Source organism: Marinifilum sp. D714 (assembly GCF_030851345.1).
Lineage (GTDB): Bacteria > Bacteroidota > Bacteroidia > Bacteroidales > Marinifilaceae > Marinifilum.
Window position 1 is genome coordinate 211129 of sequence record NZ_JALPNU010000005.1, and the last position, 15036, is coordinate 226164.

The following is a 15036-nucleotide window of genomic DNA, read 5'->3' on the forward strand; positions in this document are numbered from 1 at the left end:
GCTGAAAGGCACAAGGTTTTTGTTCCACAAAAACACAACTTGCATCCCCCTCTTAAGATTCATTTTCACCTCAATTCATCGGGCTCATTTTTTTCAAGAAAAAGGGAAGATCTTCCACCTAAATGGATAGATCTTCCCTCCACCTTAAAATCAAGCATGAACTATCCAACTTTTTGTTTTGACACTCTTTTCTTTTCGGTTTTCTCTTCCAGATCTTTTTGATTTTTAAAACCGGAGAAACTAATATTTCGGTTGGCGGCATCCACCTGAAGGGTGGCGGAAAATTTCTTGCCATTCTTCCCGGTCATCCCATCCAAGCTGATTTTCTTTCCAGCTGCCAGTTTTTGTCTTTGCTCCTCCGAGAGGATGGCTCCCTTGATCTTTTCCGGTACCCGGATGTGTTTGCTTCGAAGTGGGATCAATTCGTTGGTCTTTGGATCAATGCCTAAAAAGTACTTGTCCTTCTCTCCCCTTTGGTTGGTCAGCTCCACCAGCTTGTCCAGTTTCTTGTGCTCCATCAAGGCAGCTTTCTCATCCTTGCTGAATTTGTGTCCCAGGTATTCATCCGGAATATGAAGTCTTTGAATCGGATGAATCTTCACATTGACCTTTCCATCCTCTGCCAATTGCAATCGGATTTTGGCAGGAATCCTGTGCTCTTCTCCATTGATTTTAGCAGTAATGGTATAGAGCTTCGCAGATCTGAATCCATTCAAAAAATCCTTCATCTCCTGGCTATCCATTCTGTCCGCAAATTCTTTTTTGATTCCTATTTTTTCCAATTGGGAAAATGGAATCTGTTCCTTACTTAACCTTGTGCTACTTTGTTCCATAATTTTTCTGTTTTTAATGGTTTACAATCTTATTCTGAACTACTCTTTGTAAAAATTTCTTTCACCATTTGTTGTATATCATTGCAAATTCTATTTCGATTGTTTTCCAAGACCTGTTCCTTATCATCAAATTCATAGACTTTGGGAATGTCCTGATACTTTCTTTCTTCCCTTTCCAATTGCTGGATATCTACTTTGATCAGGGCATTAAAATTCTTCTGGTAGATGCTCTCTCCAAAATTGTCCGTTACCTGTCCCACCATATGTCCTTGCGGAAGGGTGGCAATCTTACCTTCGGGAACCAAAAAATCCATTTGCGTGGAGATGGAGGTGGACTGTGTATTTCTGTTGATGTTTATGGATTGTCTTTCCTGCAGAATTTTTCCCATTCGTGCTTGAACGAATTTGGCGGTATCTCCCACCGACTGACCTGCAAACAAATTTCCGATATTGGTCAGGATGGCATTGGCCTGTTCTTTTCCATAGTCACGGATGAGCTGATCTATGGTTTGCATGCCAAGAAGGGTTGAGATCTTATTGCTTCTTGCTGTAGCAATCAAAGCGTCCAGTCCCCTGAAGTAGATGGTTGGCAGCTCATCGAAAATAAGTGATGTTTTGTGCTGTCCCTTTCGGTTGATGATTTTGAGCATGCGGGTGATAAAAAGGGAAAGAACGGCTCCATACATTTCGATTCGAAGGGGATTGTTGGCCAGGCAAAGGATTTTTGGATGAGCAGGATCATTGATGTCCAGTGAAAAATCATCTCCCGAGCAGATCCAATAGATCTCCCTGCTAATGATTTTGGAGATGGCAATTTTCAAGGATCCCAATTGTCCTTCCAACTGTTCAGAGGCACCTCTTTGGTGGGCATTGACAAAGGGATTGATGATCCCGCGTACATCTTTTTCCTGTGACAGTACTTCAAACAGTTCCTCATAATCCAGTTGCAAAAGCTCAATGGCATGAGGCAGGGTGCAATACTTCCCCTTTTGGTATCGTTTCAAAAACCAGATGATGGCTGCAAAGAAGGAAACGGAGGATTCTGAGAAAAACTCTCCCTGTTTTCGGATCCATTCCCGGTTCAAATTGTAGAGTATGGTTCTGGAAGCTTCAAAGGCATCAATGGGAGACTCCATGTACTCAGGAGCCAAAGGATTGCACCTGTAGGATCTTGTAATGTCATCCAGGTTGATGCAATAAAATTGGGCGGATTTCGGCAAATTCCCACTTCTTTTGGCCTTTAAAAAATGATGATGCACCACCTTTGTCAGGTCTGGAAATTTGAAATCATAAACACACATGGCAAATCCTTTTTCCAGATGCTGCTTGATAAAGGGAAGCACCAGGGAGAAAGATTTTCCCGATCCCGGTGTTCCAATGACCATGCTTGCCCGAAAGGGATTGACAATATTGATCCAGCCCTCTCTTTCTCTTCCCTTGTGCTGGTAAAGGGAAGGCAGGTTCACGGAATATTCATTTTCCATGAAATTCTCCTCCTGGGAAAAGCTTTCATTTTCCAGATTGAATCTGTCCTTCATCAGGTTTACATTGATCAGTTTGGAAATATTGTCAAAGGCGATGTTTAAAATCACAAAGCCCGTAAAAGAAAAAACCAGGTAGAGCAGTTCCAGTTTTTGATTCAGAAAAAGTGCTCCCCAGAAGACAAAGAGTCCCACCCCCAGCTGAACGACAAGGGCAGATACTTTCAGCTCCCTGTCTTTTTTAGCCCTGGTGCCTATGCAGGTGATGATCAAAAATCCCATACAAGTGGCCTTTGAACATACAGGGTCTACCAGGTAAATCAGCTGTAAAAGCTTTTCAAACAATCCTTCAAACTCTGGAATCCAGATTCCTTTTGCCCTGAAATAGTTCAGCTCTCCCAAATACAAACTCAGGATAAGTAGCAGATAGGAAAAGAATCGAAATCCTTCATGCATTTTGCTCAATTCTTTGGATTCAGCGCTCATTTTTGCTCTTTTGGTTTAGAGTTGAATTGGATTTTTTAGATCGGATGCTTTTAGCTCCAGGCTAATTCTTCTTCCCGTATTGCCCATTGCCTTTTCCAGCATTTGGATTTGCAGGATTTTCTGCTCCGGTATTCGAAAGCGTGGAAAGACAAAAATTTCTTTTCTGCTGCTCTTTCCCGGAATGGATTTCAGCTCAAAATAGCGGTATTGGGGATGGATTTGGTACTCCTGATGATTGGATGCCTTCAACTGTTTTTTGTCTTTGATCCACCACCTATATCCCTCCAGCTCTATTTCCATTTGGTTTGCATTTTTCAGTTCCAGGAGCACAAAAATGAGATCCTCTTTGAAGGCGATATTTTTAAAATGAAGCTGAAGTCCCTGTTTGGATATTCTAGCTCCTGCTCCTGTTTTTTTCTGTCCCAGTAGTTTCATGCAGGCCATTTCCATTTCTGACTTGCGAAGCGATTGGCTAAGCAGCAGATCTGCTGGCTGGAATGTGAATTCCTCCAACAGATAGGAATTCTTCCCCTCCACTCCATAGCTTAGGGAAAGGCTGTACAGCTTCCCTTCCGCTACCAATGAGAGGGTGGATTCCCCTTCAAATTCTTTCAGGGCTTTTACTCGAAGAAGATTGGGATGCTCTTTTACAATTTCTGCCATAATCAGCTCATGAGATCCCACCTGCAGGTAGGAGATCTTCTGCTTGGAGATGATGTGTGTGACTTTGTTCTCATGCACCTGCAATGTCTTTTGTGCCCTGATGTATTGGGCAAAAAGAAGGAATATAATGATCAAGGAGTATTTCATGATTTTTAGTTTTGATTGATGATGTATACAATGCTGTTTTTCCTGAGCCTGACCTTTTTGAGTCTTACCCTTCGAATCAGAGTCTGTGCAGTACGGTCTGCCGTAGTGATGCCAATATGGGTCAGAGCATCCTGAGAACTTCCCCAGAGTGGAGAGATACTGGTCTGTGCTCCCACCTCCCTTGTAACTTTTCTTGCTGCCCTGTCGGGTATGTACAAACCAGGCAGACCATCCGTATCATGTACTTGAAGATCCACGGGCAGGAATTCTCCTCTTACCGGAAATTGGCTGATCTGTATGAACAGTCTCTCCTTGTTGAGCTTGCAGATGCCGTAAACAAATGTGTTTTGTTCCACTTTCTTGCCTGCAATCCGGTACTCCTGCAGGAGTCTCAGTTTGACACGATTTCCATCCAGCACCACGGCATCCTCATAGATTTCAGCTTTGATCAGGGATGATCCTGTCTGTTCTCCATTAAAAGACCTTTCTGACCTGGATTCCAATTGAAAAACATTTCTCTTGCTTTTTTGGATCTTTTGAAGTTCATCCTGAGCATGAGATAGGAAGTATTGCAGGGAATCATTCCTTCTTTCCAGCTCTGCATGGCTCTCAAAGATCCCTTCCAAGTCTTCCAGGCTTTCCAGATTCTGAGTTTTGGCCTTTACTGGCTGATGAGTCGAAATTGCCATGCTCTCCTTTTTTGGAGGAGCTGCTCTTCGAATGACAGCCTTTGATTGAGGCTTTCTCCCTTCTTTCATTTCTTCCTGTACCTTTAACTCTTTTTTACGGATATGGGCCAGGAGTTTTGCAGGAACCTGCTCGGGTTCTTCCTTTAGAATCTCAGGCAAACTGTCTGTTTCCATTTCCAGAAGGAGGCCCTCATTTTCCATAAGCTCTCTTCTTTGGGCTGCCGGGATTCCAGCTTCACCCGGGATCTCTTCCCTTTTCTCATAGGCTTCCATTTTGTCATAGATCTCTATGGACTTTTCAGCCTGAGGAAGCTGGTAGTTCATCCCATTTTCTACCCCTCTGTTTTTCTGTTCTCCCCCTGCTTCAGCCAGGGCATGTTCTCCTCCTCCCAATATGTAAAAGATGAGCACCACAAAGGGCAGTAGCATGAGGGGTAGAATCAGAAGGGCTTTGTGTTTAATCACTTGTTCTTTCATGAATATTTTGTTTTAGTTGCATTTCAAATGAGTCCACCGGCATCTCGTAGTTTCTGTAAGGTGCTTTATAGGTGGACTGATCTTCTTGAATTGGAATTGGCATACTGATTTTCCTGTTGTGAAAATCCAGAATGGGTGTCCACAAAAAAGAGCTCAGAAAAATGATTAGTAAGAAAAACAGGATGATCCCCCATTTTCTTTTTCGAATCTCAGGATCCAGCTTTCCATCTTCCTCCTCCCTTTTTTGGATCCAATTTTGGAAGCTCTCTTTCCAACTCACTTTTGCATTTGATTGATTCTGCTTCATGATTTTAGAATTTTTAGAAAGTTTTGCGGCGTATGGTTTCCAGGTCTTTGTTCTCCTCTATTCTCCAGTTCTCCATCAAAAATCCATGGGGATTGTTATCTGTTCTGGAGGTATTTCTAAGGCTGCCCCTGCAGCTCAAACTCCGGATGGTGATATTGGATTTCCTGACAATCTTCTGTTTCCCGTAGTAGGAAAATCCATATGGATAGGAAGAAAAATCCAATGCAATGGAATCTGTCTGCAGGGTCATGCTGATATTGGAAGCAATGACCTGATTGTAGAGGTTGTTCTCCTTGAAGGCCTGATACTGACTCATGGCTGAAGCATCCGAAAGATGCAAGGCTTCACGGATGTTCTTTTCAATATACTCCCGATCAGGTTCCAGGGTAAAAAAGAGCTCATGGAATCTTTTCACATGATCCCTGGCCTCTGCATTTCTATTCTCTGAAATGTCTTCCCGCAGTGCCATAAGCAGGGATTTGCCATTGTCCAGCACATAGATCTTCTGCCTGGACCTTTCCACCAGTTCCATGGAGAGCGTAAAGACATAGGAGCTCAGCCCCATCATCACCAAACTGACTGTTAAAAGCACGTAAACCGTGAAGCGAAATTTTCTTTGGATGTCGAAGATTTTTTTCATGATTTCTCCTTTCTGACTTTACTTCAACATGCCTTTGGTTATGGCCATGGTAGCTGCCGTTCTGAACAGCCTTCCTCCCCCTGAATTGGTTCCCGTTGCCTGAACAATCCATGATGATATTTTAGGCACCAAGCCCATACCGACAATCCCACATACAGGGACAATGAGTCCCGAAACATAGAACATCTGAGGCTGGTAAATCAAACTGGAATTGATCATCTGTATCTCCCACTCCAGGGTAAAGATGAGTACTTCCTGAATCAATGAGAGAATGAGCAATGCGATGGGCAAATACAAATTCACATTGATAAACCTTGCAATCCACTGCAAATAATTGTCCTGAAATCCATCAAATATGGAAAGGGCAAAGACCAGTGGTCCAAAGATCACCAACAAGACACAAAAGATGGTTCTTAAAAAGGCAATCAGATAGACAATGGCCTCAAACAAGGCTTCGAAGACCTGACGCAGGGCATCCATGATGTAAAAATTGATCTGGTTTTGAATGGCCCTTCCTGTCATGATGTTGTAGGTTGTTAATAGCAAGTTGATGCCCTTGTCCCAGAGATCAGCTTCCTTCTCCTCATTCTCATAGAAAATGGGCAGGTCTGCTGCCAGCATGGCATCCTGTTTCTCTTCCAGTTTTTGAGCGACAATGTGCTTTTTATCTGCATAGATCTGATCTGAGAGATTGGCCAGTCCCTTGGTGGGAACCATCAAAAGGTTGACAAAGACACCCCAGAAGGATAAAACCAAAACAAAGGCAAAGGGACGGAGCAAGGGCAAAATGGAAATGGGACTATCAGCAATCAGCTCCTCATAGATTCTTTTGGAGATGTAAAAGAAAGCTGCTATCCCTCCTATGGCTCTTGCCATATCCACCAGCAAGGCGGCATTATCCACTCCACTGTTTACCAGTGCATCGGTAAAAGCAAAAAAATCATTAGTTGACAATACTTGTAGGATCATGGCTTATTGGCTTAAAAAGGCAAGATTTCTATTTGTAGCATCTCCAAAAGACTGGAAGTAGAATAACTTGTTGTAGGTATAATCTACTTCTCCTTTGAGATGAGTGAGAGATTTTTGAAGCTCACTAAAGGCCCTGAACTTTTCTCCATGATCGGTTTCCAATAAATTGATCATCAAAAATCGGGAGAGCAGTTGATCGGCTTCTTTCTTTAGGATTTTTCGAATGCGATTCCCTTCTTTCAAAGCTTTGAAATTATCAAGCTCATGATAAAGTGTGTAAAGGCTTGCTGCAGTATTGTAAAGATCTGCCAGCTCATCCTTTTGGGCATTGTAAATCAAATTGGAGATAGAGTTTTGCATCTCATTCATGCCTTTGGTTTGATTGGTTTCCTTATAACGTCCTTCGAACTGGGATTTTTCCAATGTTTTTGCCAACAATCTAAGGGCTCCTGTTTTCAGCTTTCCGCTAATCTCCTTGGAGTCCGTTACCAGTCCTGATTTTACTTTCCAGTAATAATGAGTTCCTGGAGTTTTGATAAAAAGATGCGGAACTGGAGGCAACCAGCCTTTGAAACAGATAAAGGCCGCCGGGTAGTCATTGTTCATCCTTGGGTACCTGCCCTTCCATTTTTTTATGGCGATGGATTGTGCATCTGCAGAGATCACAAAACCAAGAAAAAACAGAAACAGTAGAAACAAGATTTTAATCAGTAGGTGTTTCATGGTTTTTAAAAATTTACTTGTACAAAGAGTAATACATGGCAAAGCCTTCCAGCTTGTCATTTTCATAACTTCTCAAATAGGAAGCATACAAAAGCTTGTTGTAGAGGTAGCAAATGGTTCCATAATGCTGCTTGACTGAGAGGTAGACCGCATTGATGCTGTCATACCTTTGTTTGTCATCCATCATCAGCAGATTGTCCTTGATGATGTTTTTTAGAATGCTGTTCACCAATTGTCGGCTGTCATCCAGAATCAGGTCAAAGGACTGCACAATGGCCACGGCTTGTTCATTGGTAAAGTTCTCATCCTGTATGAGCTTGGGCAGTTTCTGGGTATAGATCTCCATCACCTTGTCCAGCATCTGTTTGGTCTCCTTTACCCTCTTGTAGTCTTTGATCAGGGCAGAAACTTTCTCCAGGCTCTCCAACATTTTCTGGTCTATGCCCAGCATCTCACCGGTAAGTCCCTTGATGTCTCCATTCAAGGCTTTGATCAGCACATTGTACCAGTTGATTTTGGAAAGGATCTTCTTCTCCCTGTTCCAAAGGGCTTCTCTTTGTATGCCTGCCCCCACATCCGTAACCGGTGCCTGGGCCAATATTGGGCTGTAGCTGATCCAAAAAGCAATCAGGATCAGAAGGCCTGTTTTGATATATCTTTTCATTGGTCTATAATTTTATTTTTTGCCATCCCGATAACCGTCGGGAGGAAGCCACAAGATTAAAATAATCATTGCCGTGAATGGCTAATCATTATTTTAACCTTGCTCGTTTCATTGGCTTTCTTTTTGAGATTACATTTTCCGTAGTACATCCATCAGGGATTTTTCTGATGAAATCTGTGAGAGGATGAGTTCCTTTTCCTTTTGTTCCGTGGTGTAACAGAAGTACTCCTTTTGGCTCACCTCCAGGGCAAAGACCCGGGAGTACTGTCCCAGTGCGATGAAAACTTCCTTGAGTTTTCTGTCTCCGGGAAGCTTCTTGTTGATGGAAAGAATCTGCTCCTTTTGAAATTCCGTTAGCCCCAGAAACTGGGAGATCTGCGTAAATTTGTTTTTGAATTTGCTCATGTCCAGTAAAATCCTTGTATCTGCATTATTGATGATGGCATCCCGAATGATGGGTGATGAGATCACATCATCCACCTCCTGGGTGACCACCATGGCCTCTCCAAAGAATTTTCGAATGGTCTTGAAAAAGTATTTCATGTAGGCAGCCATTTGAGGTGTGGCAATGGCCTTCCAGGCTTCCTCTATGCAGATCAGCTTTCTCACGCCTGTGAGTCTTCTCATTTTCTGCAAAAAAATGTCCATGATGATAAGGGTTGCCACCGGAAAGATTACCGGATGATCCTTGATGTTGTCTAGCTCAAAGACCAGGAAGGGACAGTTGAAAAATTCATCCGTCTTCATGGGTTTGTTGAGCAGGTAGTCATACTCTCCCCCCTCATGGTATTTGCTTAGAATAAAGAAGTACTCGTGCGTATTGAATTCCAAGGATTGGTTTTCCACCAGTTCAGGAATGAAACTTTTACAGAACCTGTAATAGGCATTGAAAGATTTCTCCCTGGGATTGCTTTTCAGATAGCAAGTGACTGAATGGGCAATCACATCCTTTTCCATGTCCGTGAGCTTCTCCTTGTAGATGGTGTAGATGACTGAGAGTATGGTCTGCTTTCTCTCCACATTCAGCTCTCCTTCCATCACAAAGGGGTTAAAGGAGATGGGATTCTCTGCGGTGAACTCCACCATCATGGCTCCTCCCTGCTCCTTCAGGCTTTCATTCAGGTAGCGGGTCAGCATCTCATAGCTTCTTCCCACATCCAAAAGCACCACATGGCAATTGCCGGATTCTGCATATTGACGCAGCAGGTGATTGGTAAAAAAAGATTTCCCTGATCCTGATCCTCCAATGATCAATTTGTTTCGGTTGTGGATCAGATGCTCCTCCATAGGCTCATCGGAGATGTCAATTCTCACCGGACAGCCTTCCTGCCTGTTGGACAGTTGAATGTAAAAGTCTGAATCCGACTTTTGGATCTCCCCCTCAAAGTTTGTCAGGCAGCACGCCTGGGGAACCTGAGTAATAAAAAGTTCCGATTCCGGCAATTGGGTAGAAAAAGGTACAGAGGCAAAAAACAGAAAGGGCAGATCAAAACTGTGCTGATAGGGAAAACAGTTCAAAAGGGAAAATGCAGAGGAGCATTCACTCTTGTTTTGCTTCAGGCGTTTCAGGGAAGCATCCATCAGGACCAGGTTGAAATGTGTCTTGACAATCTTCTCTCCCGTTACCTGAACACGGTCCAGGAAGTTTTCTATCAATCCTGCATTCACCTTGTTCTCTGAAGAAAATTTGGAAAGGCTGTAGATTTTTTTGTAGTTGCTTTCCAACATGGCTTTGATCTCCTGCTGCTCGGGCAAATAAATGAACTGGTTGCAGATGTGGGAAAAAGGCAGGTGATGTCCCAATGGATAAACAAAGGAGACCGGCAGTCCATTTCCCGGGTGCTTGCCTGCAGGAGATAGCTGTCCCGGCAGATGGGAGTAATCACTCAGGCTTACAATCTCCACGAACTGATCCATGACTTTGAGTCTGTCCCTGAAATCTATCCCTCCAAGCATTGGGCTGCCCTTTTGAAAATTCAGGGTCAGGTAGGATTCTATCAGCCCCTTGTTTTCTTCTGTTCCCACAGCCTCCTCTCTTGTGATCAGTTTTGCGCCTATGCCTGCCTGCCCGAAAAGTGTCAGCAGGTTGGCTTGCAATTCCCTTGCCTTTTCCATTCCCTGGATCTGTTTGTGCTTCACATTTCTTGAAAAGATCAGCGAGGAAGAGAGATAGTTTTTCAAAAGCCCCTTGTTCAAAAGGGAGATGTAGAGGTAAGAGGATTGTTTCAGGTATTTTCTTCCCCTGAAGTGCTTCCTGTAGGATTGGTTCAATAAAGAATCCTTTTGATCTTCTTTTCCCTTGTAAACCGATAGAAAATAAAAATCCTGCTTGTGATACAGTGAATTTTCAGGCAATAGATTGATCATCCTTTGGAAGCACTCATGCAGTTCCAACAATCTCTCCTTTGAACAGGAAAGCAGCTCCGGCAATTCCAGCTTCAAGCCAAAGCTCAGGTCCAGGTTGTTGGAGATCAGAAAATCTCCCTGGAAGCCCAGCACGGACATTGTTTTTTCTATGGAATTTACTTTCATGGCTTTAGGATTGACAGATTCTTCTTTTGACCAGGATAAAGTCTGGCAATTTCCCGGCATGCTTTTTTTTCTCCCAGCCTTTGGGACCATATTTCTTTTGGATCTTGCTGATTCCATACAGGGATCCAAAAGAAAGAGGACAGCAGATCAGCAAAGCTGGAAATACACCCATCAGGATGTAGAGCAAAACAAAACACAGGAAAGAGCCCAGTATGCAGTAGAGTGCCAGATAGACCAGTCTGCCTGAAAATCCTTTCACGTACAAACTGGTATCTACCTTCCCAATGGGATAACTTTCCATCAGGAAAAGAAAGCCTTGATCACCACCCCCACCAAAATCAAAAAGAGACAGGCACCAAACCAGCCCATGATGGCTTTTTGGGTATCCTGGTCTCCGGATTGCCATTTGATGTAGACCCGCACCCCACCGATCAGTCCTACCACTGCTCCAATGGCAATGATCAGATTGGATACCGGATCCACATAGGAATTGATCTCCGTGGTGGCTTGATCAATCCCTGAGGCGGACTGGGCCAAAAGGGAAAAAGAATAGACAAGGCTCAGAAGCAGTAGTGCTCCTTTTTGAACGAAAGGTTTTAAAAGTAATTTCATAAGTCATTTTTTAATGGTTCAAGCAGTAGTCATGGGTCATATAGTCGGTATCAGAGGCATCTTTCCCTCCTCCAGCTCATGTAGGCTGTAACCTTCATCCAAACCCATATCCTCATAAAAAGAATGCGTCAATACTCTTTCTCCTGCCGGGTAGGCTGGGATAAATTCTGAAGGAAAATCACCAGCAGATACCCGAATGGGTTGAAGACTGTGGCTGAGGGGTGCATCATCTGCTTCCTGTTCAAAATGAAGCTGATTTTGCTTCTGCCTGCTTTTGAAAAACAGGATCAGCATCAGCCCCAGGTACCAGCAAAGAAGCAGAACAAGTATCAAACTGATAAAATCAGTCCAGGCAATTTGATCTAATCCAAACATGTGATCATTTCTAAAAGTTAAACATGGTTTTGATCTGAAAAATCAAAGCAGTGTACTTGCGATTTTCCATAAGGCAAATCTCCAACTTCACTTTTAGAAAAACACCCAAGTTGGGTTCTACTTGGGTGTTTTATATGATTCAATAAAAAACCATGAAATTAGCATGATTTGTACCTTTTTGCACTGAATTGACACCCATGTTTTCCGATTTCACCCAAGCTGGATGTTAGGATGTATCCCTTTGATTTCATTTGATCTGTTTTTTGATTCAAAAGAAGAGAAAAAAGGCTCAAAAAAAGAAAAGAAAGTGCTTCCCATTGCCATTCGTGGATCAAATCCAAGACTGGTTTTCCCATCTCAAAAGCTCCTTACTTCCTATCAATGGCTTCTCCACAAAGAAAAGCACAGCGGCTTGGTCTTGGATTTGAAAGAGTGAGAGCCTTGCGGGAAGAATGGCTAGATTGCCTTTCTTTTGTCTCTTATTTGCGCTTTTTTGTATTAACTGCAAACAAAGGGAGGCATAGCGCTGGCAGTGGGCAAGTTCAGGACTGCAACAAAGTGGAAGGATGATCTTGCTGTGGGTGGCAAAAAGGTATTCTGATTTCAGGACGTCGATTTAAGTTTTTGCAGGGCTATTTTTAAGCCCCATACAAAAGCGAATCAAGTCCTGTGAGCAGAAGTCCTTTTGCCTGGGAATCATCCACTACCAGCTCTTGTATCTATTAAAAAAATTAACAATCTAATGGATTACTATTATGCGATGGGAAAAAGTAAATCCAGGACTGAAAGAAAGTGGAAGGATGGTTTTGTAGTGGGTTGAAAAGGCTTGTTGGAAGAATGTAAACAGGCCGTTTCAAGTAGGAAATACCTATTTTCTTTTGTCTTTGGAATTGCTGTCAAAAGCAATCAGGTTAAAGAGTTCTCTCATCCTGCTTCTGACACGATTCCCATACCTGGATTCCAGCTCTGAGGCTGACAAATTGGTGGTAGCATGAGTCAATATTCTTTTTTGGGCATACAGTTCATAACGACTCAAAAGAATTTCAGCCATCACATTGCACTCATTCCCATAAAACTTCTGGCTTTGTTCTACCCCCAAATCATCGAAGCAATAAATCCCATTTCTATATTTTCCTGTGCTTGCATGCACCATTGGCTTCCCATATCTGCCAATGAGGTCATAGCCCTGCTTTTCAAACTCAAAACTGAGCTCTCTGGCCGACTTCATTTGAAATTGTTTCATCGGTGGAAAAAAAGAGTTGATCAGCAGCATCAGTGTGGTTTTTCCACATCCTACTGGTCCTGTGAGCAAGATCCCTTTATCCATCTGGATCCCATATTTCCTGCAGGCCACCTCATCTCCTATGGCATAAACAATCAGTCGATAAATCAGGGCTTGATCTTCCGAAAAAAGAGAAAATCCTTCTCCAAAATGATGTTTCCCGGAGGCCTTCAACCAGGACAGGCATTCCGAAAATGAAAAATGATAGACACCATCTTTCAGTTCCGCTGCCCACTCATAAGGGCTCGGCATAGTCTTTTTCTGTTGTAGCCTGCAATGGATTTTTTCCTTCTCCATTTTTGTTTCGGGATTTTTTAAAGGAGGAACTCCCCTTTTTAATGTTTAAAGAGTTTATTAAAAGTGTATCACTTGCCGTATCAGTTGTGGTATTGCTTGCCGTATCGAATCTGATACAGGCAAGATGACTCCCCTGATACATATTGGAAGAGGGGGAGTACTTCACATATCCCCACTCCTTTAGTTCTTTCATGCATTTGGCATAGGTATTCACCGATCCGATCCTGGAAAGTCGCATCATCTCCATGCGACTTACCGGAAAAGGATTTACAAATCGGTTCTGATTCCAAATCTGGAAACAGGTCAAATACAAGGAAATGTGATAAGCAGACATCCTCTCATCCTTCTCCAATATTTTGAAAAATCCATTCAGATGTCGGACATAGTTCATTCAGGAGTGATTGATACGAATGCCACTCTTCACCATGTTCTTTTCCAACATTTTCTTGATGTCTTCAATATCATAGAACATGACCCCTCCTATTTTGGTATAGACCAGTGTACCGTTGGACCTGAGGTTCTGAAGTGTACCCTGGGATATTCCCAAAAGTTCTCTTACTTCATAGGATTTTAACCATTTCTTGCTAGGGTGAGCTTGAAGTTCATTGAGCATCTTTTTCATTTCATCCAACAACTCAATTTTGAATTCCCTTAAATCGTCAGTGGTAACAATTTCTGTAGGCATAATATTCTGGTTTTAATTAGTGAATCCAAGTATAGTTTTGATCCAATTTCCAGATTTTCTTCAAAATAAACACCCAAGTATAACCCAAGTTGGGTGTTTATTTTTATCCATTTTTTTTATTTTTACAATTGACTTTCCCTCACATTTTTTCGTCCAATTCGTGGATTTTATTTTGAAGGGAACTTTTCATCTGGTCCAAAAACTTGATTTGAACCAATTTTCTATTTCTAATTTCCAAAAAAGTACGATACACATCATTTAAGTCCACCTTAAAAAGATTCCCCAGGGCCAAGGCCAAATCCTGTATGCTGATCCTATTTTTACGGACAGCTCCGGAATGATATATTCCATACACCAATTCAACCAAATCAGATTTGGTCGCTATCCATTGCAAATGTTCATGCATTGGGGTTTGAAGGTTCACTCCATTTTCCGGATCAAAAGAATCCATTTTCCCATGCTCAGCTTGCACCTCTCCTTTCAATATAAAATAAGCATCCTTTAAGCTTTCTATCCTGGCTTCAAAAAACTCATTCAGTGGTGTGTTGTAAATGTCTATCCCTTCCTTTCGGTAATTTTCCGCAAGGCTTTTCCGCTCTTGCTTCAGGTAGGACATTTGTTTGCGAATACTTGTGATCACGCTCAATTCACTTTTTATTCGAGAAATTACAGGGGCAAATTCTTGTCTTTCCTCCTGCCAGGATTTGGGATGTGAATTCCCCAAATAATGTTCCCGTTTGGCAGCATTGGAAAGTCCTTTCAAAAAATCCAGGGCATCCTTTACAATGGGCTTTTGTGCCATTTTTAAGACCAGTATTACAAACTGCTCCTCCTCAAAATTGGCTTCTTTAGGGCTTGCTCCCCCATTCATGCAAGACTGCTTCTCTTTGTAAAGCATCCGCCCAAAACAGACCTGTTCATTCAAATGGGCAAATACCTTGGATAAGCTTTCCAGGTAGGTTTGCCTCTGCTTCTCCTCCTTAATTTGATTCAGATTGTCCCTTACCTCCTTGATAAAATCAAAAAAGAGTCCATTCAGAAATTTCTCATATTCTTCAGGACTCGAATAAGTGTACCCTGCTTTTAACTCCTTGTTTAACTCGCTAATGGTTTTTAGTAATTCATTTTTTAAGCAATTGAAATTTTCTTCAACAATCATTGATTTCCCCCTATT

Annotated in this window: 17 protein-coding genes; 1 reads left to right on the forward strand and 16 read right to left on the reverse strand. The window is 42.4% G+C overall.

Annotated elements, in window-relative coordinates; translation table 11 throughout:
* Positions 1-161: 161 nt before the first annotated feature.
* From M0051_RS07715 to M0051_RS07760, 10 genes are all read right to left on the reverse strand, one after another.
* Positions 162-833: a DUF3945 domain-containing protein gene (locus tag M0051_RS07715; protein ID WP_306740959.1), complete on the reverse strand. Its 672-nt coding sequence runs from the start codon at positions 831-833 to the stop codon at positions 162-164.
* A gap of 29 nt (positions 834-862) precedes the next feature.
* Positions 863-2800 (reverse strand): type IV secretory system conjugative DNA transfer family protein, encoded by a 1938-nt coding sequence (locus M0051_RS07720; RefSeq protein WP_306740960.1) that lies wholly within the window; start codon positions 2798-2800, stop codon positions 863-865.
* A gap of 15 nt (positions 2801-2815) precedes the next feature.
* A complete protein-coding gene (locus tag M0051_RS07725) occupies positions 2816-3610 on the reverse strand; it encodes a DUF4138 domain-containing protein (RefSeq protein ID WP_306740961.1) in 795 nt (264 codons plus the stop codon).
* Between the two features lie 5 nt (positions 3611-3615).
* A complete protein-coding gene (gene traM / locus M0051_RS07730; RefSeq protein ID WP_306740962.1) occupies positions 3616-4776 on the reverse strand; it encodes a conjugative transposon protein TraM in 1161 nt (386 codons plus the stop codon).
* Positions 4757-5083 (reverse strand): hypothetical protein, encoded by a 327-nt coding sequence (locus tag M0051_RS07735; protein WP_306740963.1) that lies wholly within the window; start codon positions 5081-5083, stop codon positions 4757-4759. Before M0051_RS07735 ends, traM begins: the two co-directional genes overlap by 20 nt.
* 13 nt (positions 5084-5096) lie before the next feature.
* Complete coding sequence (traK, locus tag M0051_RS07740) at positions 5097-5723, reverse strand: conjugative transposon protein TraK (protein ID WP_306740964.1); 627 nt, start codon at positions 5721-5723, stop codon at positions 5097-5099.
* A gap of 18 nt (positions 5724-5741) precedes the next feature.
* The gene (locus tag M0051_RS07745) at positions 5742-6692 is read right to left on the reverse strand and encodes a hypothetical protein (RefSeq protein ID WP_306740965.1); all 951 of its coding nucleotides are present in this window, start codon (positions 6690-6692) and stop codon (positions 5742-5744) included.
* A gap of 3 nt (positions 6693-6695) precedes the next feature.
* Entirely contained in the window at positions 6696-7415 is a 720-nt protein-coding gene (locus M0051_RS07750) for a hypothetical protein (protein WP_306740966.1), read from the reverse strand.
* A gap of 13 nt (positions 7416-7428) precedes the next feature.
* A complete protein-coding gene (locus M0051_RS07755; RefSeq protein ID WP_306740967.1) occupies positions 7429-8079 on the reverse strand; it encodes a hypothetical protein in 651 nt (216 codons plus the stop codon).
* A gap of 129 nt (positions 8080-8208) precedes the next feature.
* The gene (locus tag M0051_RS07760) at positions 8209-10611 is read right to left on the reverse strand and encodes a TraG family conjugative transposon ATPase (RefSeq protein WP_306740968.1); all 2403 of its coding nucleotides are present in this window, start codon (positions 10609-10611) and stop codon (positions 8209-8211) included.
* Here M0051_RS07760 and M0051_RS07765 point away from each other — a divergent pair.
* Positions 10610-10858 carry a hypothetical protein gene (locus M0051_RS07765; RefSeq protein ID WP_306740969.1) on the forward strand — a complete coding sequence of 83 codons (249 nt, stop codon included), beginning with the start codon at positions 10610-10612 and terminating at the stop codon, positions 10856-10858. The two genes, M0051_RS07760 and M0051_RS07765, sit on opposite strands and share 2 nt — an antisense overlap.
* Before the next feature lie 53 nt (positions 10859-10911).
* Here the strand turns inward: M0051_RS07765 and M0051_RS07770 are convergent, their stop codons facing one another.
* From M0051_RS07770 to M0051_RS07795, 6 genes are all read right to left on the reverse strand, one after another.
* Positions 10912-11223 carry a DUF4134 domain-containing protein gene (locus M0051_RS07770; RefSeq protein WP_306740970.1) on the reverse strand — a complete coding sequence of 104 codons (312 nt, stop codon included), beginning with the start codon at positions 11221-11223 and terminating at the stop codon, positions 10912-10914.
* Between the two features lie 36 nt (positions 11224-11259).
* The gene (locus M0051_RS07775) at positions 11260-11598 is read right to left on the reverse strand and encodes a hypothetical protein (RefSeq protein WP_306740971.1); all 339 of its coding nucleotides are present in this window, start codon (positions 11596-11598) and stop codon (positions 11260-11262) included.
* An 868-nt stretch (positions 11599-12466) separates the two neighbouring features.
* On the reverse strand, positions 12467-13177 hold the full coding sequence (locus M0051_RS07780) for an ATPase (RefSeq protein ID WP_306740972.1): 711 nt from the start codon (positions 13175-13177) through the stop codon (positions 12467-12469).
* Positions 13116-13568, reverse strand: a complete 453-nt coding sequence (locus M0051_RS07785) for a hypothetical protein (protein ID WP_306740973.1) — start codon at positions 13566-13568, stop codon at positions 13116-13118. The genes M0051_RS07780 and M0051_RS07785 overlap by 62 nt, the downstream gene beginning before the upstream one ends.
* Positions 13569-13862: a helix-turn-helix domain-containing protein gene (locus tag M0051_RS07790; RefSeq protein WP_306740974.1), complete on the reverse strand. Its 294-nt coding sequence runs from the start codon at positions 13860-13862 to the stop codon at positions 13569-13571.
* A 139-nt stretch (positions 13863-14001) separates the two neighbouring features.
* Complete coding sequence (locus M0051_RS07795; protein ID WP_306740975.1) at positions 14002-15021, reverse strand: RteC domain-containing protein; 1020 nt, start codon at positions 15019-15021, stop codon at positions 14002-14004.
* Positions 15022-15036: the final 15 nt, after the last annotated feature.